General features: G+C 29.9%; 22 protein-coding genes. 2 read left to right on the forward strand and 20 right to left on the reverse strand.

The window, feature by feature from the left end:
* Nucleotides 1-43 precede the first annotated feature (43 nt).
* Nucleotides 44-1,999 carry a transketolase gene (gene tkt / locus SSYRP_RS02840; protein ID WP_016340803.1) on the reverse strand — a complete coding sequence of 652 codons (1,956 nt, stop codon included), beginning with the start codon at nucleotides 1,997-1,999 and terminating at the stop codon, nucleotides 44-46.
* A gap of 56 nt (nucleotides 2,000-2,055) precedes the next feature.
* Entirely contained in the window at nucleotides 2,056-2,778 is a 723-nt protein-coding gene (locus tag SSYRP_RS02845; protein WP_016340804.1) for an SDR family oxidoreductase, read from the reverse strand.
* 342 nt (nucleotides 2,779-3,120) lie between these two features.
* Here SSYRP_RS02845 and SSYRP_RS02850 point away from each other — a divergent pair, with 342 nt between their 5' ends.
* Both SSYRP_RS02850 and SSYRP_RS02855 read left to right on the forward strand, forming a co-directional pair.
* On the forward strand, nucleotides 3,121-3,762 hold the full coding sequence (locus SSYRP_RS02850; RefSeq protein WP_016340805.1) for a hypothetical protein: 642 nt from the start codon (nucleotides 3,121-3,123) through the stop codon (nucleotides 3,760-3,762).
* On the forward strand, nucleotides 3,752-4,960 hold the full coding sequence (locus tag SSYRP_RS02855; RefSeq protein WP_016340806.1) for a hypothetical protein: 1,209 nt from the start codon (nucleotides 3,752-3,754) through the stop codon (nucleotides 4,958-4,960). Before SSYRP_RS02850 ends, SSYRP_RS02855 begins: the two co-directional genes overlap by 11 nt.
* Before the next feature lie 66 nt (nucleotides 4,961-5,026).
* On the opposite strand, the gene SSYRP_RS02860 is transcribed toward SSYRP_RS02855, so the two are convergent.
* The 18 genes from SSYRP_RS02860 to alaS all read right to left on the reverse strand — a co-directional run bounded on the left by SSYRP_RS02860 (nucleotide 5,027) and on the right by alaS (nucleotide 25,551).
* Nucleotides 5,027-6,172, reverse strand: coding sequence for a hypothetical protein (locus tag SSYRP_RS02860; protein ID WP_236608035.1), 1,146 nt, complete (start codon nucleotides 6,170-6,172; stop codon nucleotides 5,027-5,029).
* A 47-nt stretch (nucleotides 6,173-6,219) separates the two neighbouring features.
* Nucleotides 6,220-7,317 (reverse strand): aminopeptidase P family protein, encoded by a 1,098-nt coding sequence (locus SSYRP_RS02865; RefSeq protein ID WP_016340808.1) that lies wholly within the window; start codon nucleotides 7,315-7,317, stop codon nucleotides 6,220-6,222.
* Between the two features lie 53 nt (nucleotides 7,318-7,370).
* Complete coding sequence (locus SSYRP_RS02870; protein ID WP_016340809.1) at nucleotides 7,371-9,176, reverse strand: 1-deoxy-D-xylulose-5-phosphate synthase; 1,806 nt, start codon at nucleotides 9,174-9,176, stop codon at nucleotides 7,371-7,373.
* A gap of 12 nt (nucleotides 9,177-9,188) precedes the next feature.
* Nucleotides 9,189-9,857: a hypothetical protein gene (locus SSYRP_RS02875; protein ID WP_016340810.1), complete on the reverse strand. Its 669-nt coding sequence runs from the start codon at nucleotides 9,855-9,857 to the stop codon at nucleotides 9,189-9,191.
* Nucleotides 9,858-9,865: 8 nt separating this feature from the next.
* Nucleotides 9,866-10,087, reverse strand: coding sequence for an exodeoxyribonuclease VII small subunit (xseB, locus tag SSYRP_RS02880; protein ID WP_016340811.1), 222 nt, complete (start codon nucleotides 10,085-10,087; stop codon nucleotides 9,866-9,868).
* Complete coding sequence (gene xseA, locus SSYRP_RS02885) at nucleotides 10,071-11,375, reverse strand: exodeoxyribonuclease VII large subunit (protein ID WP_016340812.1); 1,305 nt, start codon at nucleotides 11,373-11,375, stop codon at nucleotides 10,071-10,073. Before xseA ends, xseB begins: the two co-directional genes overlap by 17 nt.
* Nucleotides 11,376-11,428: 53 nt before the next feature.
* Nucleotides 11,429-11,809: a transcription antitermination factor NusB gene (locus SSYRP_RS02890; protein ID WP_016340813.1), complete on the reverse strand. Its 381-nt coding sequence runs from the start codon at nucleotides 11,807-11,809 to the stop codon at nucleotides 11,429-11,431.
* Between the two features lie 12 nt (nucleotides 11,810-11,821).
* Nucleotides 11,822-12,487 (reverse strand): hypothetical protein, encoded by a 666-nt coding sequence (locus SSYRP_RS02895; protein ID WP_016340814.1) that lies wholly within the window; start codon nucleotides 12,485-12,487, stop codon nucleotides 11,822-11,824.
* 43 nt (nucleotides 12,488-12,530) lie between these two features.
* Nucleotides 12,531-12,962 carry a hypothetical protein gene (locus SSYRP_RS02900; protein ID WP_016340815.1) on the reverse strand — a complete coding sequence of 144 codons (432 nt, stop codon included), beginning with the start codon at nucleotides 12,960-12,962 and terminating at the stop codon, nucleotides 12,531-12,533.
* Nucleotides 12,963-13,028: 66 nt separating this feature from the next.
* Nucleotides 13,029-14,624, reverse strand: a complete 1,596-nt coding sequence (locus tag SSYRP_RS02905) for a hypothetical protein (RefSeq protein ID WP_016340816.1) — start codon at nucleotides 14,622-14,624, stop codon at nucleotides 13,029-13,031.
* Nucleotides 14,625-14,788: 164 nt separating this feature from the next.
* On the reverse strand, nucleotides 14,789-15,394 hold the full coding sequence (locus SSYRP_RS02910; RefSeq protein ID WP_016340817.1) for a hypothetical protein: 606 nt from the start codon (nucleotides 15,392-15,394) through the stop codon (nucleotides 14,789-14,791).
* A gap of 39 nt (nucleotides 15,395-15,433) precedes the next feature.
* Nucleotides 15,434-17,530, reverse strand: a complete 2,097-nt coding sequence (locus tag SSYRP_RS02915; protein WP_016340818.1) for a hypothetical protein — start codon at nucleotides 17,528-17,530, stop codon at nucleotides 15,434-15,436.
* A 236-nt stretch (nucleotides 17,531-17,766) separates the two neighbouring features.
* The gene (locus SSYRP_RS02920; protein WP_016340819.1) at nucleotides 17,767-19,338 is read right to left on the reverse strand and encodes a dicarboxylate/amino acid:cation symporter; all 1,572 of its coding nucleotides are present in this window, start codon (nucleotides 19,336-19,338) and stop codon (nucleotides 17,767-17,769) included.
* Nucleotides 19,339-19,368: 30 nt separating this feature from the next.
* A complete protein-coding gene (locus SSYRP_RS02925; RefSeq protein WP_016340820.1) occupies nucleotides 19,369-20,715 on the reverse strand; it encodes a CoA-disulfide reductase in 1,347 nt (448 codons plus the stop codon).
* A complete protein-coding gene (locus SSYRP_RS02930) occupies nucleotides 20,715-21,095 on the reverse strand; it encodes a RidA family protein (protein WP_016340821.1) in 381 nt (126 codons plus the stop codon). Before SSYRP_RS02930 ends, SSYRP_RS02925 begins: the two co-directional genes overlap by 1 nt.
* Complete coding sequence (locus tag SSYRP_RS02935; RefSeq protein WP_016340822.1) at nucleotides 21,085-22,290, reverse strand: MalY/PatB family protein; 1,206 nt, start codon at nucleotides 22,288-22,290, stop codon at nucleotides 21,085-21,087. The genes SSYRP_RS02930 and SSYRP_RS02935 overlap by 11 nt, the downstream gene beginning before the upstream one ends.
* Nucleotides 22,291-22,375: 85 nt before the next feature.
* Entirely contained in the window at nucleotides 22,376-22,807 is a 432-nt protein-coding gene (ruvX, locus tag SSYRP_RS02940) for a Holliday junction resolvase RuvX (protein WP_016340823.1), read from the reverse strand.
* Nucleotides 22,807-25,551 (reverse strand): alanine--tRNA ligase, encoded by a 2,745-nt coding sequence (alaS, locus tag SSYRP_RS02945; protein ID WP_016340824.1) that lies wholly within the window; start codon nucleotides 25,549-25,551, stop codon nucleotides 22,807-22,809. The genes ruvX and alaS overlap by 1 nt, the downstream gene beginning before the upstream one ends.
* Nucleotides 25,552-25,637 lie beyond the last annotated feature (86 nt).

A 25,637-nucleotide genomic window follows, 5' to 3' on the forward strand; every position in this document is an offset into this window, starting at 1 on the left:
TTCTTTAAAGTTAAAAGAAACATTATAATAATTACTCTCTATTTTATAATTTATCAATAATTTTTTTGGTAATATGATCAACACTAATTCCAAAATAATTAAAGACATCTTGGAATGGTCCTGATTTTCCAAAAGTATCAATTCCAATATTTAAACCATTATTTGAAGTATAACGTTCTCAACCAAATGTTGCTCCTAATTCAATTGATACTTTAAACGCCGTTGGTTCAATTAAACTTTCACGATAAGCTTTTGTCTGTCGTTCAAATAACTCTCATGACGGCATTGAAACAACTTTTACTTGTAATTTTTCTTCTTGTTCCAGTTTTTGGGCAACAGCAATTGCTAAATGCACTTCACTTCCTGTTGCTAAAATTACAATATTATTATTTGCATCTTTACCATAAACTTTGTATGCTCCTAGATTAACTTTTTCAGCACTAGTATCACTTAATTCTGGTAAATTTTGGCGGGTAATTAAAATTGCACTTGGGGTATGTTTTGTTTGAAACGCTTGATAATAAGATCCTAATGTTTCTTTAAAATCAGCTGGGCGATAAACATTTAAATTTGGTTGAGCTCTTAACATTGCTAATTGTTCAATTGGTTGATGGGTTGGGCCATCTTCACCAACAGCAATTGAATCATGCGACATAATGTAAATTACTGGTAATTCCATTAATGAACTCATCCGGATGGCTGGTTTCATATAATCAGCAAAAACAAAGAAAACCCCAGCAAATGGTAATAATCCCCCATGGGCATAAATCCCATTATTGATAGCTCCCATGGCAAATTCACGAACACCATAATTAATGTTTCGGCCAGTTAAATGGTCGTGACTATAATTACCATCGGCTCCTTTTGCTTTTGTACTACCAGTTAAGTCAGCACTACCACCAATTCAATTTGGACATAATTGTGAAATGCGATCAACAATTGTCCCACTACTAATACGTGTTGCTTGCGGTTGGGTTGGAATTAAATCGCTAAAATCTTTTAGGTTAATTGCAAAATCACCATGAATTGCCCGATCAATTTCCGTTCCAATCTCTGGATATTCTTGGCAAAAATCTTGATAAAGTTTAATTCAAGTTTCGTAAGCATCTTCACCACGTTCTTTAACATTTTTTTCAAAACAACTATAAACCTCAGTTGGAACAACAAAATCTTTTTCTGTTCATTCTAAGCTGGTTTTAACTGTTTCAATATCATGGCCTAATGGTGCCCCATGGACATTTGGGGTTCCTTGTTTTGTTGCCCCTTGCCCAATAATTGTTTTAACTTCAATTAAAGTTGGTTTATCACTTAATTTGGCCTGACTAATTGCAGCATCAATTGCTTCGACATCATTCCCATCCTTAACTTTTAAATAGTTTCAGTTTGCCGCAACAAAACGTTCAGCAATATTTTCACTTTGCGCAACTGATGTCATATTATCTAACTGAACATCATTTGAATCAAATAAAACAATTAATTTCTTTAGTTTTCAATGTCCAGCTAATGATAATGCTTCTTGGGTTACCCCTTCTTGTAAATCACCATCGCCACATAAGACATAAGTATAATGGTCAAACAAAGGATATTTTTCTTGATTATATTTTGCCGCTAAAAACGTTTCAGCTAACGCACTTCCAACTGCCATTGCAAATCCTTGTCCTAATGGCCCTGTTGTTACATCAACTCCTGGTGTTAAATGTGATTCAGGATGGCCTGGAGTAATTGAATCAACTTGACGAAAATCTTTTAAATCGTCAATGGATAAGTCAAATCCTGATAAGTGCAATAATGGGTATAATAAACCAGTCCCATGTCCAGCTGATAAAATAAAGCGATCACGATTAATTCATTTATCAACACTTGGATTAACTCGTAAATGCTTTGTAAATAGCGTATAAGCCATTGGTGCTGCTCCTAAAACAATCCCAGGATGCCCTGAATTTGCTTTATTAATTGCTTCAACTCCTAGTATTTTAATTGTATCAATTGCTTTTTTCATTTTCTTCTCCTTTAAAATTATCATACCTTTTTTGAAAAATAATATTTTTTAGTTAGTTAGCATAATTGATTTGTTGCTGATGTAACTAATTCTTTAATCGCAATACGCTGTGGTAATTGATAAACATATAACATCATTGCCGCTAAATCTTCAGGTTTTAGCCCATTATCAATTTCTTTTTTCGTTGCTTGGTAACTTGCCAAAATATTAGCATTTTTAACCGAAGTTAATAAATTCGTATCAACAATAGCAGGAGCTAAAACACTAACGCGAACATTAAATTGCCCTAATTCTTTACGAATTTCTTCACTAATTGCGTGAACAGCATATTTTGTTCCACAATAAACACTATGATTAGCAAAAGTATAGCGGCCAGCAACTGATGAAACATTAATAATTGTTCCATGGCAACGTTCTTTCATCCCATTCACAACAGCATGAATCCCATTTAAAACACCTTTAATATTAATATCAATTAAATTATATTGATCTGTTAATGGTTGGTCATAAATTTTATCTAATGGCATTATGCCCGCATTATTAATTAATAAATCGGCAGGGCCATATTGTGCTTCGGCAGCTTTAATTGCGTTGTTTAAACTTTCAAAATCAGTTACATCAACTTGGGCACAAATTGCTTCTGGTAATTGTAATTGCTCTAACAATTCTTTCCGGCGAGCAATTAACAATAACGGGTACCCTTCCTTACTAAAAGCAATTGCTGCTGCTTTTCCAATTCCTGATGATGCTCCTGTAATGATTACTAGTGGTTTTTTCATAATGTTTCCTCCTATGCATTTCAATTATACCGTAAAAGATGAAACAAACCTTAAAAAATTTGATAAAATAACAGTAATAATTTAACTTATTATTACGAAAAGAGGATAACACAAATGAAAAAATACTTATTTAAAAGTCGAGATGATGTTTTATAACTTAGGTAAGAAAAACAAGGAAAAATTTTAATAATTAATAACAATTTTATATTTATCATAAAAAAATGGAGAGCAAAAAAATGAAAAATTCTTTTTTAAATCAACATCTAATTTTAGCCACAATAAATTCTTTTTCCCTGATAGTCTCAATGTTTCACTTTGATTAAAAAAGTGTAACAGATATTGATGATCGAAAAAAATTCAAATTGTGGTGTAACTTTTAAGCCCATTTTTGAAATAGCTATAATCGCTTTATTAAGTAGTTTTACTTTTGTCTTAAACTTAGTTTTTCGTTTTATTCCTGGCTTTAATTTTTTACCTTTTATGGTTATTATTACAACAATTGTTTTTCGTTATAATATTGCCCTAGGGGTTATTAACATCAGTAGTATATTACAATTTTTGTTAGAAAGTGCCGTCATTGAAATGGTTTTCATTATGTTACTATATAATCTTTACGGAATTTTAATTTTTATCTTACGAAAATATTTAATTCGCTGATGGTGAATTTTAATTATCTTAATGCCAATCTTAATTTTAGGAATGCGCTTAACTAATTATTTAGTTTGACTTTTAATTCATAATCTTGCAACGGCAAATGCATTATTCATACAAAATACCTTAAAAGATGATATTTTATTTACCTTATATTTGATTTTACCATTTACCTTATATCCTCTTTTTTGACGCGTTTTAATGCTATATCAAAATAAATGGCCTTTTCTCTTTAATAAATTCTTTTTAAATGCTAAAAAAGTTAATTTATATCAACGCAAAAAAAATCATAAAAATATTTTGCAACAGAAAGGAACACGATATGAAGAATAAACTGATTCCTTGGAAAATAACGCTTTTTTGACAAGGAGCCCTCTTGGGGACAATTTTTTCCCTATTACCAACAATAATTTATTTTAACCTCGGATTACACTGAATGTGACTTTTTTTGCTAATACCAATAATGATGTTTTTCATAACTCCTCTTTGAATGCGGTTAAAAATAAAAATTGGTAATCAAAAAGTCTTACAAATAAATAGTTGTTTCTTATTCATTTTTTTAACAACCATAATGATTATTAATGCTTTTAATCTTAATAATTACTTAACGTTGTTTATTATTAATTTAATTTTAATTGGAATTTTTACTGCCGGTTTAGTTCCCTTCACAATGGAAATAACGCGTAGCTATGCAATTAAAAATGAAATTAAATTTAATCCCAATCTGATATTTAATCTTGGCTTAGTTTCATTAATTCTAATCCCCTTTCTTATTATGTTTTTGACAAAAAATCAAACACAAAATATTATTCTTGGAAGTTATCTAGGAGTTTTGGGGTTAGGTAATTTAATTTTAGTTTTAACTAACCAAGATATTAAAGGGGAAAATATTACTTTTAATTTAAAAGATGCCAATTTTAAAGAGCTTTTAAAAAATAAAGCTTTTCTAAAATATCTATTTACAAACAGTTTTTTAAACGGAATAATTGAATTTTTTGGTTATGTTTTACCAATTTTAGTTTTTCCAATAACCCCTGAATTAATTATCCTGATTGGAGTCTTATATTTTATTCGAAAAAGTGCCTTTTTAATTGGTTATGCCCTGAAGATTAGCAACAATAACAGTTATCGTTTCTTAGTAACTATTATTAGTTTCATTAGTCTCGCATTATTATTTAGTACTTTTTTAATAACTACTTTATTTACCAACACTTTTTTTGCTTGACTATACTTCATTTTGGGCCTTGCGGGCGGTTTTTTTGGGCTAAGTTTTAGTCTGGGAATCATGCAACGCAAACAAAAAGCCGAAATTACGGAAATCGTTCCTGCTCATAACTTTAATCTAGCGATGATGATCCAACATGTTTTTGGTAACGCCATTATCAGCTTAATAATTAGTGCTGTTTGTCTACCATTACTAATTACCTTTAATGCTAATAATCTGGTAATTTTAATCATTTATGGTACTTTCCTTGGAATTGCCATTATCAGCTTCCCATTATTTCTGTCAAAACAAAAAATAAATCAGTAAATAATTTGATTTAACAAAAAAACTCATTCAATATTGAATGAGTTTTTTTTAATGTTTAATTAAAAACTATTTACGATAAATTGTAATAATATTACCATCTTTATTACTTTGTAAGGTTAATTCAAAAACTTGACCAGTTTGTGGAATATTTTTTGCAATTAACTGGATAATTTTGTATTCTTCATTTTGATAAAATAAGACATCTCCTGGTTGATAAATTGCCCCACCGCTTTGATCAATAATTTCGGTTTTTTCACTATAATTATAATTATTTAAATCAAACCCAACCTTTTCTTTAGTAGTTTCAGTTGTTGTAACTTCGTCTTTAAAATTAATTTCTTGAATTTCAACTGTTGTTGTATTATCAATCTCTTCTGATTCATTTAAAACTTTGTCAACTTTCTTACGATCAAATATTGCACTTAACGATAATTTTTTTTCGGTTTGTGGTAAGTTTGTTGATAAAAATTCTTGCGTTGGAAAATTATTAACAAAATTTTCTTCTCGTTTTGGCATAATATATTCTTTTGGTTCTATCAAACTAACTGGGCGATTAATTGCATCTTGTTCAACAGAAAGTTTTGGGGAAGGGTTATTTTCTTGTGCCTGATTTTGATCAGATATTAATTGTTCTTGTTTTTTCAAAATTCCATCTAGGTCATTTTTTTTGGTCGTTAAAAATGTTTGATGGGTTTTCATTACTGCTGATTGTTTAGAACTTTTTGGTGTTATTAAACCAGTAAATTTTTTTAGAGCCTTAACATCATAATGGAGTTTAACTAAAAACTCTTGAATATCATTCATATTTTGTTTAATTTCTGTTAATAAAATTTCCTCTGATGATGGTTTTGGTGCTTTTACTTCTTGAATTACTTTGCTTTTATCATTACCATGAAAAATTATTACTAAGATTAAACTAATAACAGTTGTTCCTAAAATTGGGGCAACAATAACTAATAAAATATAACCAATTTGATAACCTATTAAAATTGTTGCACTAACTGTTTGAGGCGCTAGGGCAAACTTCATTGCTGAAAGATTTCCTAATGAAAATTGCAATAAATAAAATGGTGATAATAAATACTCAACCGGGGCGATTTTATTATTGTTGGGAAATATTAACTTTTGATCTTGTTGATTTACCAATTCCGTATTAATCATTTTCCCAGTTGTTCCTAAGATAATTAATGACAAAACAATTACTAAGAGCATCAACAAACTAACGATGAGAAGACTAATTTTTCATTTATTTTTAAACATTATTTTAAAATTAATTTTCTATCTGATTTTGTTAGTAATTCATAGCCAGTTTCTGTTACTAAAATATCGTCTTCAATCCGTACGCCCCCAAGATTAGGAATATAAATCCCTGGTTCAACGGTAATAATCATTCCTGGTTCTAATGGCACTTGGCAAAACGGAGAAACCCGAGGAAATTCATGAATTTCAATTCCAACGCCATGACCAGTTGAATGGGTAAAATATTCACCATATCCTTTGCTATTAATATAATCACGAGCAATTTGATCAATTGTTGAAGTTAACACCCCTGGTTTAATCGCCTTAATGGCAGCATCCTGAGCCTCATAAACAATTTGAAAAATTTCTTGCAATTTTGCACTAGGCTGACCAACCCCAATTGTTCGTGTTGTATCGGAACAAAAACCATTATAGATACAACCAAAATCAATTGTAATTAATTCATTATTTTGAATTACCCGCTCTGTTGCGCGACCATGTGGTAAAGCTCCTCGTTCGCCAGACGCAACGATTGTATCAAAACTTGGTTTTTCTGCTCCAGCGCTAATAAAAGTATTAATAATGACTTGTTCAACTTCCCGTTCTGTCATTCCAGGTTTAATCACTTTTAAAACATTTTCAATAGCTAAATCTCCAATTGCACAAGCTTGAGCTAAAGCGTTAATTTCCTTGTTTGTTTTAACTGCTCTTAATTCCGAAAAATCAACTGGAACTAACGTAATTGGAGCCAGTTGCTTTTGTAATACTTGATAATGTTGATAGGTTAAAAAATTACTTTCAAATCCAAGGTTATTGATATTATTAGCTATCAATTGTTCTTTTAACATTTGTAAAAATCCCCCAGGATTATTAGTAATCATTTCAGCAACATTTGTAACATTTTTTGCTTTTGCTTGACCATCGGTAATATAACGACCATCTAAAAATAATGTTGTTTGGGTTTTACTAAATAGTAAATACCCCTCTGATGACATAAATTCTGATAATCAAAAACGATTTTCTGGTGAATAAAATAAAATCCCGTCGAGGTTATTTGCTGTTAACTTTGCCAATAATATTTTAGTTTTATCAATTTCCTTATTAAGATAAGTTTTCATTTTTTGTGACTCCTTTACATTAATCAATCTTTAACAAATTAATTTTAACAGCATTATTGCTGTTTTTCGTTTTTCCCAATCAAATTTTTAATAATTGTTGTAATATCCGCTGGATAATCATTTGTTAAGCCATTGGTAAAACCATAATGGACTAAATTAAACTGTTGATCAGCGGGAAAACAACTAGCAATTTTACTATACAATCCGGTTTGAGATAACACTTCTTCAAAAATAATAATTTTTTTATAGCGCTGATTAAAAATAGCTGCTAGCATTGTTTCATCGATTGGATTAATGAAACGAGCATTTACCAAATCAATCTTTTGCTCTTCACTTGCTGTAATTGCTGTTTTTGCTTTAATAACGTTATTTCCATAAGTAATAATTAAATATTGCGCTTGTGGGATTTTAATTTGATATTCTCAACTACCAATCCCAAAAGGAACAAAATTATCTGGGGAGTTAAAAGTTATCCCTGATTTTGGATAGCGAATAAAAAATGGATTACTTTTATTATTAAGAGCTAAAGCAAATAATTGATTAAATTCTAAATCAGTTGCTGGTTGGGCAATGATTGCTAAATCCCCCATACTATTTAAAAAACCAACGTCATAAATCCCATGATGACTATCACCATCCCCTGGTGATAAACTAGCACGATCTACTAAAAAAATAACTGGTAAATGATTACGAATAATATCATGCAAAAGTTGATCATAGCAACGTTGTAAAAAAGTTGAATAAATACTTACCACAACTTTTTGACCATCAAGACTTAATCCTGAGGCAAGGGTCACAGCATGTTCTTCAGCCATCCCAACATCAATACAATAGTTTTTATTATTATTCATAAATTCTTCGAGATATAGCGATGATTGCATTGCGGCGGAAATTAAATAAAATTTTTCTCCCTGGTCATTAAAGTTTCTTTCAAGTTGTTGGGCAACATAATAACTTCATTCTTGTTCTTTTTGACTAATTAAACTATAAGAATGATAACGCTCTTGGACTTCTTGCTCCAACCCAAAACCATATCCTTTTTTCGTGTTAACATGAACGACAACTGATCCAGAGGTTTTCTTTGCTGCTTGTAGGCCTTTTTTTAATTCTTTAAAATTATGGCCATTAATCCGACCAATATAATCTAGTTTAAATCCAGCAAAAATACTTGGAATGACAAAGGCTCGCACTATTTTTTCAACTAATAAATATCCCAATCAAAAAATTGTAAAGGGCGGAATGTATTTTGTTACTTTTGCAATTTTAACTCCCCAGCGATAGAATCAACCACGGCGCACTTTGCTGACAGTTGTATGTAAAATATTAATATTTTTTGAAATACTCATCCCATTATCATTTAAAACAATAATAATTTTGTTATCAATTGTTCCTAAATGGGTTAATGCTTCTAACGTTAAACCATTTGTAAATGCTGCATCACCCAGAACACAAATAATATTATTATTCTTAGGATTATAACTATAACCAATTGCAATTGACAAGCCTGTTCCGGCATGGCCGTTAGCTAAAAAATCATATTTACTTTCTTGAGGATGTTGAAAAGCAGCTAAACCATTACGTAACCGAATTGTCTTAAATGTTGTTTTACGATCAGTTAAAATCTTATAAGTATAAGTTTGATGACCAGTATCAAAAATAATAATATCATTATTATCTAAATCAAAATTCTGTAATAAACTAATTGTTAATTCAACAATCCCTAAATTACTAGCTAAATGGCCACCATTTTTTGTAACTGTTGCAATAATTTCTTGGCGCAGGTCAGCAGCTAATTCAATTAACGCTTTAGTTTTAAGGTTTTTTAAATCATTAAAATTTGAATATTCTGCTAACTTCATTCTTGTGACTCCTTAGTATTTTTTTAAAAAGTAATTATTGCGTTGAATAAATTGATTAAAATATAATGGCGTAATTTTGGCAATGGCATATTGGTATTCCCAAATAACATTTAATTTAATTTTGTAAAGATCAACATTTTCATAATCTTTAAAAATCTTTTTCATAACAGTTAAATTAATTAAAAAAGTAACTAAATAACCATAGTTATAATACAATTGATAATTATCTTGTTGTAAAAATGGTTGAACATAAATTTGGGCAATAATAGAATATAGTTGGTGAAAATTATAATAGCGTTCTGTTTTATTATTTAAATTATTTTGCTTAAAAATTTCTGTTTCTCAATTAAATTCAAATTTATTATTAATTACTTTTTCGCCTAAATCTTGTAAGACCTTTAAAATTTGTTCTCCTTGAGCTTGAACTTTACTATTTTTAACATGCTGAAGATGATAGTAAATTAATAATAATTTAATTAACATAATACTATCAAAATAGTCTTGTTCATTTAAATTTGCTAAGCGCAGTAAATAAACAAAATTTTTAATAATTAAATCTTTTTTATCAAATGGTTTAAAATGACGAGAAATAATTCAGCTTAATTGTAATTTATTTAACCGGTGCAAAATTTTCAGATTATTTTTTTTAAGTCATCCTTTACGTTCAAAAATTTGGGCCATCTTAACTCCTATTCATTCACTGAAAAGTCACTAATTTTATTATCTTGCACAATTTTTGTTACTTTGTTCTTAATATCTTGTAGCTGTTGTTCCGCTTGTTTTGTTAAATTAATCCCCTTTTCAAAATTAGCAATTGCTAAATCTAATGGTAACTGATTATTTTCAAGTTCACTGACTACTGTTTTTAACTCATCTAAAATTTCTTCAAATGATTTATTCTTTTGTTCCATTCGTTTTTTCTTCCTTCCCAACTTTATCAACTGTGGCATAAATAATTCCATCATTAACTCTTGTGATAATTTTATCATTATTTTTAACAGCATTAGTTGTAAAAACAATTTTTTTTGTTGCTTCTAAATAAGTAATACTATAACCACGGGTTAACGTTTTTAACGGGCTTAATAAATCTAATTTTGCTATTAAGTTATTTTTATCATAGGTTTTTTGTTTTAAAAGCTTTGCTATTAAAGTTACTATTTTAGTTTCAAAATTTTTAATTTGATTTAAATTATGACTAAAAAAAGTTTCTTTTAGATGAACGAATTTATTTTCAATTAACTGATAGCTATATAATTTTTGCTCATAAATTTGCAAAGGATTTTTTAAGACTTGATTATTCTTATACGTAACAATTTGCTGGGCGATTTTATCAACATTGTTTTTAATAATACTAATTAAAATTTTTTGTTGCTGTTGTAAATAACGATATAATTCTTGTTGATTCGGAGTCGCTAACTCAGCGGCCGCTGTTGGGGTTGGGGCCCGCAAATCACTAACAAAATCGGCCAAGGTAAAATCAATTTCATGGCCAACCGCTGAAATGATTGGAATTGCTGATTGATAAATTGCTTCAACAACTGCTAGTTCATTAAAACTTCACAAATCTTCAATACTACCCCCACCGCGGCCAACAATTAAGACATCTAATTTAACAGCAAAATTATTAGCCCCCTTAATTTTATTTGCAATATCATTTGTGGCCTCTTTGCCTTGTACTAAACAAGGAAATAGATAAATATTAACTTGGGGATAACGACGATGAATTGTCGTAATAATATCACGAATAGCAGCTCCTGTTGGGGCCGTAATAACTCCAATATTTTTTGGAAAGCGTGGAATCGGTTGCTTTAGGGACTGATCAAATCAACCTTGCTGTTCTAAACGAACTTTCAATTCTTCATATTGTTGATATAGTTCACCAACCCCATCTAACGTTAAAACATTGACTTGGAGACTATAAGTGCCATAAGGTTCATATAATTTAATTGTTCCAATTGCGACAACTTTTAAACCTTCTTTTAAATTAAATTTTAAATTTTTGGCATTAAAATTAAACATAATTGCTTTTAACTGGGAATCTTTATCTTTAATTGTAAAATAAAGATGACCAGTACTATGACGTGTTAGATTTGAAACTTCACCTTGAATTGCAATGTTAATTAAATTATTGTCTTGTTCTAAGACGGTTTTCAAATATTTATTAATTTCACTAACAGTATATGTTTTAACACTAGCCATTCTTTCCCTCTTTTCTACAATTAACTACCAATCATTTAAGGGGAAATTTAACCTTAAATTTGATCAAGAACTTTATTAATATAATTCAGTTCTGTTAATTCACCATATCTTTTTAATATTTCTAATGCTTCATTAATAACAACTGCCCGGGGAACCGCTAAATATTTAATTTCATATGTACTATAAACTAATGTTGCCTTATGAAAATTACTTAAGCGTTCAAAATTTCAGTCTTCCGCTAAATTTTGATTAATTAAAATAATAATTTCATCAAAGTATTTTAATAGTTGCTCAAAATTATTGCTTTCTTCAATAGTTGTAATACTTTGTGAAAAATCAAATGCTTCTTGACGAGTAATCGTTAAATCATGATTTAAGACAAAATGGCGATATAATAAGTTAATAGCGTTTAAGCGTTCTTTTCGTTTTGACACGATAATTCTCCTTTAAATTAAATGATACAAACAATATAATCAATGTTTTTTGATCCGATGATTTTTTTTATTACTATGGACTGTAAAAATCTTATGTAACGCAAAAATTGTTTCATCAGCTAAATAATCTGAACTTAGTTCATCATATTTTTCGATATGCTTAATTATATCACTTCCTGTTAATTCTTGAGTATTTAAAATATGAATATTACTATATTTTGTTATGTCTTGAAAAGATGTTTGCTCAGCGTATTTTAATAATTGTAAATTGATAACACAAGTTGCTAAAAACTGTTTTTGTTGTAAAAGTTCTAATACTTGATTAATAACAAATTGTTGAGTGACAATTGGGGAACTAATATTTTTATTACCCTTACTTCAAACCGGATTGGTTAAAGTAAATTCACCTTCTAAGGGAATTATTTTTGCTTTAAAAACATATAAATGTTTTCGGGTTAAAAGCAGACGGGGTAAATAATAGGTTAAGTTTGTTTTTTCATCATAAAAGGCGACATTTTTAAAATATCAATAGTAATTAACGTTTTTTAAGTACTTTTTAATGGCTTTATCCAAATCATGATACTTTTCTGGTTTTAATTCCAGTTTTCAGGTTAATGGCGCTAATTTTAACGCTTGGCGACCCTGATTTACGGCTTTTTTTCAACGATATTTAGTCATGGCTTAATTCTCCTTAAAATAAAAAAGAAACAATTGTTTCTTCTTAGCGGTTTTTCCGTTTCGTACGTTTTTGGCGATATTCTTCTTCTTCATTATTAATTAATTGTTCAAGCAAGTTTTTATTATATTCTTGGGTTAACTCTTTTGAATATGAAAGAAGATTATCATTTAAGCGAATATGAACTTCGTCAATAATTAACGGTTCAGGATTTTCGGTTAAATCTAAGAGGTACAATTCATTAGTAAACAAATATAAAGCTTTATTATCTAACTTAATATTTTTTAATAACACATATTCTTTACGATGCTTAATATCTGCCACTTGGTCTTCAAAATATATTCGATAATATAAATAGTTTCTTTTTTCATTACGTGAATTAAAAAATAACCTTTTTTTATGACTGCGATCAATACAAATTAATGACTCATCTTTAAGACGGTAAACATGTCGACTTTTAAGTTCTAATTTTGGCAAAATAATCCCTCATTTACTGATTGTTTTTAATAAAAATAACTTCCTGTTATTTATTAATATTATAAACTATTTTTTGTTTTCTTGACGGAATTTATTTGCTAATTTCGTTTGTTCTTGTAATAATTCAATTAATTGTTGACGAGTGTCTTTAATTGTTTCTTGTAGAATTAATAACTTTTGAAACTCTTTTTTCGAGCGAACAAATCCTTCAATATCAGCTTTAACCTCTGTATTTTTTAATAAATGACGATTTAAAATTAATAATTCTAACTGTTGTTTACGGTTTAATAATTTAACATATAAACGTAAAAGGTTATTAGCACGTTTATGATTTTCAATAATATCTGCATTAAATAGCATTGATTTGGTTTGATTAATTGCTTGATTAAAATCAGCTAACTCTTGGGAAATTTGGCGATTATAACCTTGGTCATATTGTTCTTGAACTGTTAATAAATAATTTAAAATTTGTTGCTCAAATGTTTCTTTTTTATTTTTAACAACATTAGGGCGTTTCTCAGCATCAAACACATAATTGTAATCTGTTTGTTTATAAACTTCAGCATCTGGTAATTCCATCTCTGAGATTTCCGCAATTAATTCTGTTTGCAACGATCTTGTCATTTCTCGTTGGGTTTCAAAATCCCCTTCTTTAATTCCTAAAATATGACGAAGATTTTTTAACTGTTGTAGTTCTAATAATTCTAGTTTATCTACTTTTGCTTTACTTTCTAAGCGTTTTAACATGTGTTCTTCTAATGTTAAACGTTTTTGTTCTTTACGAATTACTTTAACTGGCGTTGGTTTTTCAATAACTTCTGGTTTAGCAAAAAATTCATCAAATTCAATTTCAATTTTATGGTCTTTTACTAAATGAACTAAAATTTCATCGTCTTTTTTTTCAATTTCAATTTTATCATCTGGTTCAATAATAAAATCAACAATTGATAGGCCATTACGTTTAATTTGTGATAATTGTGTTGCAAGAACAGGGCGATATTGACGTTGAATTTCATTATTTTCCTGTTTTGTTTGTCCTTTATTTTTGTTAGTAAAGTTAGTTCCTCGCCCTTCGCTATAACTACCAACAACTTCTTGGTTTCATTGTTTTGCTAATTCAACAGTAACCTCTTTTTCGTTGTGAACTGGTGGTTTAATTAAATTAGCTGCCCCGGTTTTTTTCTCCTTTTTTGGTTTAGCAACAGCTTTCAGTTTAACTGGTTTAGGATTTAAATTTTCTTTTACCTTTGCAGTTTTTTCTAATAATTTAATTGTTTCATTAGCACTAACTGTTGAAACAGTTTTAGCATTTTTTGCTGGTTTTTTTGCTAATAAAGCAAGTTTTGTTTCAGTTTTTTCTTTATAGTCATTTTGATAATCGCGATTAATAAACTGGCTCTTAGTACGGGCTTTTTCTCAATGTGAAGCATTATTTAAGCGAATTACACCTGGTTTTTTAGTACCAGCAACTTCATCATGATATTTTTTTTGTAATGTTTTAAACTCTTGACTATTTTTATCAAGCTTTCCTAATAAGGCTTTAATTGTCCCAGGAGTTAATTTTTTATCGACTAACTCAGCTGGATCACGATTAGGATCAATAATATTACCATAATTAATATTTTCTGTTAATAATTGATTACTATTTTTTTCTTTTGCCATTTTTTTACCCTCTTTTTATTCACTATTATATTATATAAAATTTCTGATCTTTTTTAAATAGTTTTTACTAAAATGTTGATTTTTTTTATAAATTATCTATAATATTATACTTATTTTATTTATCCTTAAAAATAGGGATAAAAAAATAATAATCAAAGTGATTATTATCATTTTGACCGTGGCCCTTTTTTATAAACTATTTTTTTTGTAAATAGTTTTCGCGGTTTTTTTACTTTCTTCACTTTAGGAAGTTTAACAACCGGGGGTTGATTGTACATTTCATATTCATCGATTAATGTTTTAGCAATTTGTTGCATAAACATTGTGCCATATGATTGATCATCAACTGCTTTTTTCTTTTTTAAAGCCATTATTTCTTGGTTTAATTGTTCAGAATCTTGGTTAATTTTAACATCTGCATTTAAATCTTTTTTTGTGATTCGCGGCAATTTTTGTTTTTGATTTAAAGTTGCTAAATACTCTTCGCGTAACTTTAATTCTTGGAGTCTAATTTGCTGTAAATCTTTTAATTTTAAGTGCTTTTTGATCAATGATTGATTTGTTCCAGCTAATTTTGCTTGCTCAAGTTGAAGCAGTAATTGGCGCTGTAATTCAGCGTCTTGCTCTTTTGATCACAGTTCCTTTTCTTTGGCTCATTGTAAAGCAACATCTGGTCGTTTTGTTGCATCAATTCCACTTGAGGTAATCACTTCATCAAAATACTTATTAATTAATTTTTGAATTTCCATCTCATTTTGTTTCGTGCTCATTATCTCACCTCATTAATCATAGTTTGTTTAATAGTTGAGTTATTTTTTTGGTTTTGATTCATCAATTAACATCCCATTAATAACCTTTTTCCCTTCTTTTTGATATTTATCAATTAAAATTTTAGGTAATGGTTGTGGTTTAACATATTTATTTTTTAAATGTTTTTGTTGCCGAGCAGTTTTTTTCAAATTCTTAGCAATTAATTTTTCTTTTTGTTGTTGTTCATTTACCTCTTTTAGATATTGGCGTTCAATTTCGCGAATTTCTTTGGGATGATAACCCTCATAGGTATAAATATTTCTTGTTAAATCCTTGTCTAAGTCGGGTCGTTTTTCTAAATTAAAATAGTCAATTTGATAATCTGGTAATTCTTTTGGAGCAAAACTTTCCTCATTATCAATGTTTTTACTACTTTTTTTTGTTTTTCTTAAACTTCTTTTCCCTACTTGCTTAATATCATTTTGTTCGTTATCTTTGCTAGCATTATTGAATGTTTCCCCATATTTTAATTTTTTTAAATTTGGTCGTTTTTTTGGATCAATAATTGAAACATATTTTTCCTCGATAACTTTATTTTCTTTACCCAGAGTTATTTTTGGTTCAGCTTTAATGTCATCGGAAATCGATGATGCCATTGCCATAGTCTGTTGCTCTTTTTTAAGTTTTTCTTCATTTGAAATTACCAAAGACTTAATTTCTAAAAGCTTATTATTATCCAATTCTGTATTATTAGGATTTGATTTAATAACTGTTTTAATCGCCGTTGATTCAGCAATATAATTTGAAATAACTTTGCCATCAAAAATCCGTTTTTTACCAAGGGTATTTTTGAAAGCGGCACCACTAATTTGTTTTTGTTTCGCTAAAATTTCTTGAGTTGTCACTCGTTTACGACGTGGAGCTGGTTCAGCACCTTTTTTTTGTGATGAACCAATAAATTCTTTTCATTGTTGGGGAGTTAAATCCCGACCAGCAATTAATTTTAACTGTCCTGGTGATAACTTAAAGTTTTGATTAATAACATTAATTTTATTAAGACTTTCTTGCTCCTGATGAGTTTCAACTTCCAGGTTTGTCTTTACACCAGTCTTGGCAAGACGATCATTATTATATTGTGGTTTAACACTATCACGACGTTTTAATAGTTCAACTTGAGTCTTACTTAACCCAAATGTTTTTGATTTTAATTTAATTCGTTCATTAAATGATACAATTTCTTTATTTTCAGAAATAGCATTATCTTCATTTGCTAACATTTCATCAAAAAAATTTGTGGTTGGTTGTTCATTAAAAGGTGATGGTAATGAGGCGTCTTTTTGACTATTTTCACCTGATGTTAAAGTCTTTGACCTTTGAGGATATCCTGAACTAGTGTTTTTTACATCATTATTTCGTTTTTTTAATAATTCCAATTGTGTTTTATTTAACCCAAATGTTTTTGATTTTAATTTAATTCGTTCATTAAATGATACTAATTCCTTATTTTCCAAACTAGTGTTATCATTATTTGCTAACATTTCATCAAAAAAATTTGTGTGAGGTTGATCAGCAACCCGCGATGATAGTGAATCCTTTTTCTGCACGTTTTCATTTGATGTTTCAGCATTCAAATTCTTAAGATTGCTTAAGCTAAGTTGTTTTTTCCCATTCTTACGGCTTTTTAATAATTCTAATTGTGTTTTACTTAATCCTTTATTTTTGGCACTTAATTTAATTTTTTCGTTAAACATAAAAGCATTAGTTTCCGATGAACTATTATTAATTAATGGTAGCGGGACTTGGTTAACTTTCTTAATTTGTGGGCTAGCATTTGAATGCAAAACTTTTTCTGACTTTCTTTCGTTACGTAAATGTTTTGTTGGTGCTGTTGTTCCCTTCGATTCTGTTAATTTTTCCCCCAAAAGGTTTTTAACAAATTTTAAATATTGCGCTTGGTATTTTTGAGATAGATCTGTTGTTTTTCCTGAATTTTTGTCTGTTGTTTTCATTAATTTTTGATATTCTTGTGAAGCTTTTCAACTTTTAATTAAAATTTTTGACATTTCCGGTGTTTGATCTGGCAAGATAAATTGTTTGTTTAATTCTGCTAACTTAATATCTTCTGTTTTGTTTATCATTGCAAGATTTTTTTTCATTTTCTTTACCTCTATTTGCTATAAATAAAATTTCTAAATAAATTATATCATTTTTTTGAAAAAAATGATACAATTAATTACCAATAAAAATAAGGGGAAAAGTTGAAAAATACCCCTAAAAAACGCAATAAAATAAGGGTTTTTAGGACCTCAAGAAGATATTCCAACATTTACCAATTTCTTATTTTCCTATCTCCGGCTAAAATAAAAAAAATTAACATAATTATGTTAATTTTTTATTTCGCATGTCTGGCTTTTTTCGCCGCCATTTTTTCTTTTAAAGCTAATTGTTTTGCTTCTTTTAAATCATCTTTTTTAATTCGGTTTGATAAAACTTCTTTTTGTTTTGCTAATTGTTTAGCTGATAGAATTTCACTATCTTCGCCAATCAACCCTTCCGTCTTCGCGGTCATGGAGGCGACAGCTACTCCGGCGACAACATTGACAGCTGTTCGACCCATATCAAATAAGCCATCTAAAGCCCCAATAATTGCATAAACTGGTCCAAACATAGAAGCATATCCTAAACCACCTAAAACCCCGCTAGTAACAACTGCGGCTGTTCCGGGAATTCCGGCAATTCCTAATGAAGCAATTAAACAAATAATTAAAGACATAATAAAGAAGACTGCTAAGCCACCACTAAAGCCACTTGCAATTTTATCACTACCAGTTCATAAAAAACTAGTAACTAAGCCCGCTTGAACCCCAGCACAGGCCATCAGACCTAACGATGTCGAAAGTGGCGCAATTGTTGAAACAACTTTATCATCAACTTTCATATCATCTTTCAATGTTTCCATTGCAACAGGTAATGTTGCATTTGAAGATTGGGTTGCAAACGCTTGTACCAATGGTTTTCAAGCTGCTTTTCATCATCCTTTCAAACGGAAACCAAATAAGAATAACATCAATGTTAAGAAGGCAACAGAAATTAATAATGATAAGTATCCTAATCCAATTACTTTTCCAATTGTTGCTAAGGCTCCAATTGGTCGTGAAGTAATTGCTGTTGTAATCATTGAAATAACGGCAATTGGCATGATTTTCATAAATGTCATTAACATTGAAATAACTAAATCTCAACCTGTATCCATTGCATTACGAATTCGTGCCATTTGTTCAGGTTTACGTTTGTTTAGCATTTTAACCGAATGCCCTGTTATTGCTCCTAAAACCATCACGGGAATAATAACTCCTAAAGCTAATGCTCCAATAAAGTTTTTAGGCATATAATCCCAAATAATTTGTGGTAATGGTTTTGTTTCATGGTTACCATTTGGATCATTTCCTTCAACTTGTGAATCAAGATCCATTCCAGCGCCAACTTTAAATAAAATTCCTAATCAGAAAGTTATAATAAAGGCAAAAGTTACATTTAATAATAATAACCCAATTCCTTTTAAAGTAATACGGCCAATTCCTTTTTGCCCTGGTTTAGCAGTGATTCGGAAAATCGCTAAAAATACGACTGGAACTGTTAATAATAAAATTCCATTAATAAAGATTTCTTTTAATAAGTTTGCTCAAATATTAAATTGCATTACTCAAGTATGTTCTTTTAAGCCTTCAGCTGTTTGGGGAAAACCAATAATTGCTTGGATAACAATCCCGAAAACTAACCCAATTCCTAATCCCATTAAAATTCGATAAATAAATTTAACTTTATAACGATTAATTAGGATAAAAAATGGAATGATAACTGCATAAAAAACAAGTACAGCAACAAGTGTCTGCCAAGACCCTAACGCTAAAAAGTCATTTAGAATACTAGACCCTGCATTATCTGCTAATAAATTAATTGTCATTTTTTGTTATTTCTCCTTTTCGCTATTATTTTATTTTAATAATTTTGATATTGCAATATGAATAATATCAGTTGTCCGAGAAAATGGTGGAGCATATGGTAAGTCAATTTGTTCTAAAATACTATCAACTTTAACTTTATTCCATATAATTGCAACTAAACCATAAATTCGTAAGACCGCTTGATTGCTTCCAACCATTTGGGCTCCTAATATTATTTCATTTTTTTGATCATAAATTAACTTTAACATTAGTTCTCCTTGATTAGAAACATAATGTGTTCGATCTTTATCCTTTATCAAAACAGTTTTAATATCATAGCCTTTTGCTTGGGCTTCAACAGATGTTAAACCCGTGCGAGCAGCTTCAACCCCAAAAACTCGAATAATTGCTGTTTGTAATGATCCGACAAATTTTGCTGGTTTACCAGTGATATTATCAGCAATTACCCGGGCGATTTTTGAAGCAACAGTTGCTAAGGGGCTGTAAATGTCTTCCCCCGTTAAATAATTTTTTGAAGTAGCACAATCGCCCCCACTTCAAACATGAGCAAGATTTGTTTGACCGTGTTCATTAACAACGATTGCATGGTTTGTTAGCATTTTTAAGCCTGTTTCTTGTAAAAAACTAGTATTTGGAATAAAACCAACACTTAATAATACTGCATCACAGTCTACAATGTTTCCCGTTGCTAATTTAACCCCAACTATTTCGCTGTCCTTAACTAAAATTTCTGTCACTTGTTCTTCTAATAATACTTCAACATCATTTTTAATTAATTCGGCTTTAATCATGGCACTAATTTCTTCATCATATTGTTTCGAAACAACATTATTTGCCATTTCAATTAATGTGACATCTTTTTGCAAATGTCGTAGGGTCTCACACATTTCTAACCCAATGAAACCAGCCCCAATCACAACGATTTTTTGAATTGTTTGGTCTGTAGCTAAGGTTTCTTTAAAACGAACACCATCTTCTAGCGTTGTTAAAGTAAACACTTTTGGATGATTAACATTCATAATGTTAGGAACAATTGGTCGTGCTCCTGTGGCAATTACGACTTCATCATAGAAATCGGTTTTTTCAACTTGATTTTCATCAAGAAATGTAATCATTTTATTTTTCGGATCAAGTTTTGTTACTTGACTATTTGGATGAATAATAATCCCTGTTGCTTCAAATTGACTAATTTGGCGCGCAATTAATTTATCAGGGTCTTGAAAATTATCAGCGACAAAATAAGGAAGACCACAAGCTCCTAAGGAAACATAGTTATGTTTTTGATAAACAACAATTTCCATTGTTGGATCATTACGTTTTAAGCGCGCAGCAACACCCATCCCAAGGGCTGCTCCACCAATAATAATTGTTTTCATTAGCAGGCAACAACCTCAATTTCTACTTTTGCATCTTTTGGTAATTTACCAACTTCAAAAGCAGCGCGAGCTGGTTTAATATCACCAAAAAAATCAGCATATACTTCATTCATTTTAGTGAAATCATTCATATCTTTTAAATATACCGTTGTTTTACAAACATTTTCTTTTGTCATCTTAGCTGCTTGTAAAATTACTAAAACATTTTGTAACGCTTGCTCGGTTTGAGATACAATATCATCACCAGCAAAATTGCCAGTCTTAGGATCAATTGGTAATTGACCTGAAATATAAAGGGTCCCATTTGCTGCTAAAACGGCATGTGAATATGGCCCAATTGCGGCGGGAGCTAAATCTGAATTGATCATTTTATTTTTCATTGATAATTTCTCCTTCTGTTTTTTTAAACTCATTTACTATTTTAATAATTCGTTGGCAAACTTCAACCATTACTTTTGGTTTAATTGCTAAATTTAACCGGAAGAAGCAATGACATGAATCAACAAAATCCTCGGCAAATTGTGGTAAAACTTTAATGTCTTTAATTAATAAATCCATCATTTCGAGATGAGAAATCCCGGTTTTTTCAAAATTAATGCAACATAAGAATGTTCCTTGCGGAATTATTGGGACTAATTCTGGACATTGTTCTTTAAAAGTATTAATAATATACTCAAGATTTTGTTGATAAATTTTTTTTGATGTTTGTAAATATTTTTCACCATATTTAAAACAACTAATGCATGCCGCTTGGGCAAAAATATTTGGAGAAGATGAGATATGACGTTGATCAAGAATAGTAGCTATTTTTGCTTGGTCAACTGGATTTTTGACAATCCCCCAACCATTATGAATCCCAGCTAAATTAAACGTTTTATTAATTGAACTAGCAACAATAATGTTATCATATTCTTCCCAAAATTTTAAAAATGAAATAAACTGATTTTGATATAAAGTTATATCCCCATGAATTTCATCTGCAATTAATATTATACTATTTTCTTTACAAATTTTAACAATTTCACTCATTTCTTCTTTTGTTCAAATCCGCCCCCCAGGATTAAGTGGTGAACAAACAACAAAAGCCCTTGGCTTTTCTGCTTTAATTTTAGCTCGTAATGCAACAAAATCAAATGTAATTTGATTTTGTTCAACAATTAACGGAACGACAACTGGTTTACGGTCTAAAACTTCAATTGTGTGAAATAACGGTTCATAAATTGGCGTACAAATTAAAATTTTATCTTTAAATGTTGTCAAGGCTTCAATTATCGTGGCAACAGTAAAAACTGTACTTGGTGTGAAAAAGAAATTTGATAAAGAAAGTTCGACATCTTTTGTTTTTTGATGTCATAATAATAAATTTTCCGCAAAATCTTTACGTAAGATTTGATATCCATAGTAAGGATACTTTGCCCTTTTGACAATACCACGAACAATTTTTCGGGGCAGAGGCAAATCAGAATCAGCAATTCATAACCCAATTGCATCCTCTGGGCTAATATTATACTTGGTAATAATTTCATGGTAATTTCAACGTTTTTGGTCGATTTTTCGACATGAATGAAAATGCATTATTATAAACTTCCTTTCTATAGATAATCTTATCATTAATTATTGAAAAAAAAATTCTGAAAATAATAAAAAAAAGTAAAATAATTTACCTTTTTATGTTTTCTTGCTGCTGCAAAAATGTTTCTAAAATTAGTTGAGCAGCAAGACTATCTTTTTTTGTTTTTCGTTTTTGCCGTGACAAATTTGCCTCTAACATAATTTGGTTGGATAATCTTGTTGTTAACCGCTCATCGACAAGATGAATGTTAATTGTTACCCTTAACAATGATTTTAAAATTGCTAAAAAATCATCAACCATCACAGCCCGAGGGCCAATTGTATTATTCATATTTTTTGGATACCCAACAATTAAATCGGTTACTTTTTCCGCCACAATTATCTGATAAATATCATTTGCTGCTTTGCTAAAATCTTGCTCATCAAAATAATAAGTTCCCCGGCCACTGGCAATAACCCCATGACTAGACGCTAGCCCAATTGTTTTAGTACCAATATCTAATGCTAAATAAAATGCCATTATTGTTCAAAGACCGCCATTGGGTTAGCTAAAAATTCCGCTAAGGCAGGAACATTTTTAAAGCCACATTGCGCTAAGCCAGCATTACCTCCCCCATTGCCTTCTAATAATTGGCAAAGATTTTTAACAATTTTATTTGCTTGATACTGTTCAGTTAAATCATGACTAACTCCAACAACAAGTTTTGCTTGTTGGGGATTATTGTCATCAATTAAGCAAGCGATAATTTTGTTAAAACGAGCTTTGTAATCATCGATTAACATTTTTAAAGCTGGAATTGATAATTCTTCTGGGGTTTGATAAACTAACAGATTTATATCCCCAATTGTTGTTATTGGTAAAGCATGATATTTAGTTAACACCGTTTTGATTTTTAACTCTTCGAGTTCTTTTTGTCATTGTTTAAATTGTTCTTTATAAAGCCCTGCTAAATTTTTTAAAACATCAAAATTATTTTTATTCGCCGCTAAATTATTAATTTTTTCAGCCAAAGCTACTAATTGTTCATCGTTAAGAAGATTTTTTTCTTGATTATATTTATCAAAATAATTACTTAAACTTTGGATTTCTTTTTGAAATTGATCATTAACATAAGCCGCAATTGTCTTATGGGAAGTGATGGCATGAACTCGGAATGTTCCAGCCCCTTTTGATTCAACACCAGTTACCAATAAGTCTTCTACTTCAACAGAGTTAGTAACATGTGTTCCCCCACATAATTCACAAGAATAGTGCCCAAATTTAATAATTCGAACTGTTGCATCATATTTTTCCGTGAAAAAAGCTAAAGCATGATGTTCTTCAAGGGCTGTTTTTAAATCAGTATAAATAACTTCACAAGGAATCTGGGCTAAAATTGCGTTTTGAACTGATTGCTCTACTAACTGTAGATCATTTGCACTAATTGGCTGATTATGACTAATATCAATTCTTAAGCGTTCTTCATCATTATATGATCCAATTTGCATTGCATGATTACCTAACACTTCTCGTAAAGCAGCGTGTAGTAAATGTGTTCCTGAGTGATTTTTACGTGTGTAAAATCTTTTATCACGATCAATTGTTGCATTAACTAAATCATTTAATTTTACTGTTCCTGTTACTTTAACATAGTGTAGATGTTGCTTATTTGGACCTTGTTGCACATCTATGACTTGAATTGTGGCTTTATCGTTTGTCATTAAACCGCTATCACTAGCTTGCCCCCCTTTTTCGGCATAAAATGGGGTTTGATCAAGAATGATATAACCTTCACAATCAGTTAATTCATTAACAACAATATCATTGGCAAACATGAAAACTACTTTTGCCCCTTCAACTTCATCTTGGTCATAACCCACAAAAGTACTATTAACATCTAATGTTGTAAAAATTTCTGACTGCAACTGCATTGCTTTTACATCTTTACGATTAGTACGAGATAATGTTCGCGCCTTATCTAGTAATTCATAAAAACCTTTGACATCAACACTAATATTAGCGTCATTTGCTTCTTCTTCAATTAGTTCGATTGGGAATCCATAACTTTCAAATAGCCGAAAAGCATGTTCTTTTGAAATTTGGTGGTATTTATCTTTCACTTCATTAAATAACTTGCTACCTTGTTCTAATGTTTTTAAGAATTTCTCTTCTTCATCAAAAATCGCTTTTTTAACAACTTCTGCTTTTGGAATTAAATAATGATAAAAATCCCCCATAATTTCAATCACAACATCAACAAGTAAATATAAAAATGCTTGGTTTAATCCTAGTTTTTTTCCATATAAACTTGCGCGACGAATTAAGCGGCGAATAACATAGCCACGATCTTTATTACCAGGAAAAGCCCCATCCGCAACCGCAAAAGTAACAGCACGAATATGGTCAGCAATAACTTTAAAAGCTGTATTAATTTTAGTTTGATCGTCTTTAGGGACAAAAAAGTTATTAATATCATATTGATAACGGTGATTTATTAATTCTTCAACCTTCTTAATTAACGGCATAAATAAATCAGTTTCAAAATTAGTTGGTGTTTCTTGAACAATTGAAACAATTCGTTCTAAGCCAGCCCCCGTATCAATATTTTTCCGTGGTAATTCGCTATATTCCCCAGCGCCATTATTATTAAACTGGGAAAAAACAATATTTCAAACTTCTAAATAACGGTCGTTTTCAATATCTTCTTGTAGTAATTTAATACCTAAATTTAACGGATCATATTTTTCGCCACGATCATAAAAAATTTCTGTATTTGGTCCACATGGTCCCGCTCCAATTTCTCAAAAGTTAGTGTCTTTATCTCCTAAAATTATTTTTTCGTCTGGAATCCCAATGCTATTATGTCAAATATCGTATGCTTCTTTATCTTCTTTATAAATTGTAATATATAGTTTTTCCGGATCAAATCCAATTCATTCTTTACTTGTTAAAAATTCTCACGCAAAAGCAATTGCTTCTGGTTTGAAATAATCCCCAATTGAAAAATTTCCTAGCATTTCAAATAAAGTATGATGGCGCGCCGTGTAACCAACATTTTCAATATCATTTGTCCGAATTGATTTCTGTGAATTAACTAAACGTGGTGCTGGAGGTGTTTTGCGACCATCAAAATAAGGTTTCAACGTTGCAACTCCAGAATTAATTCACAATAATGAATCATCATCAATTGGAATTAATGAACATGGTGCTAATTCAAAATGGTTTTTACTTTTAAAAAATTCGATTCACATAGCACGAATTTGATTTGATGTTATTTTTTTCATATAGAACCCTTTCTTTGTTTGTTAAATAAAATAATCATAAGAATTATAGCATATTCAGGGCTGAAAAAAACGGTTAATTTTGTTAT

The sequence above is a fragment of the Spiroplasma syrphidicola EA-1 genome (assembly GCF_000400955.1).
Taxonomy (GTDB): domain Bacteria; phylum Bacillota_I; class Bacilli_A; order Mycoplasmatales; family Mycoplasmataceae; genus Spiroplasma; species Spiroplasma syrphidicola.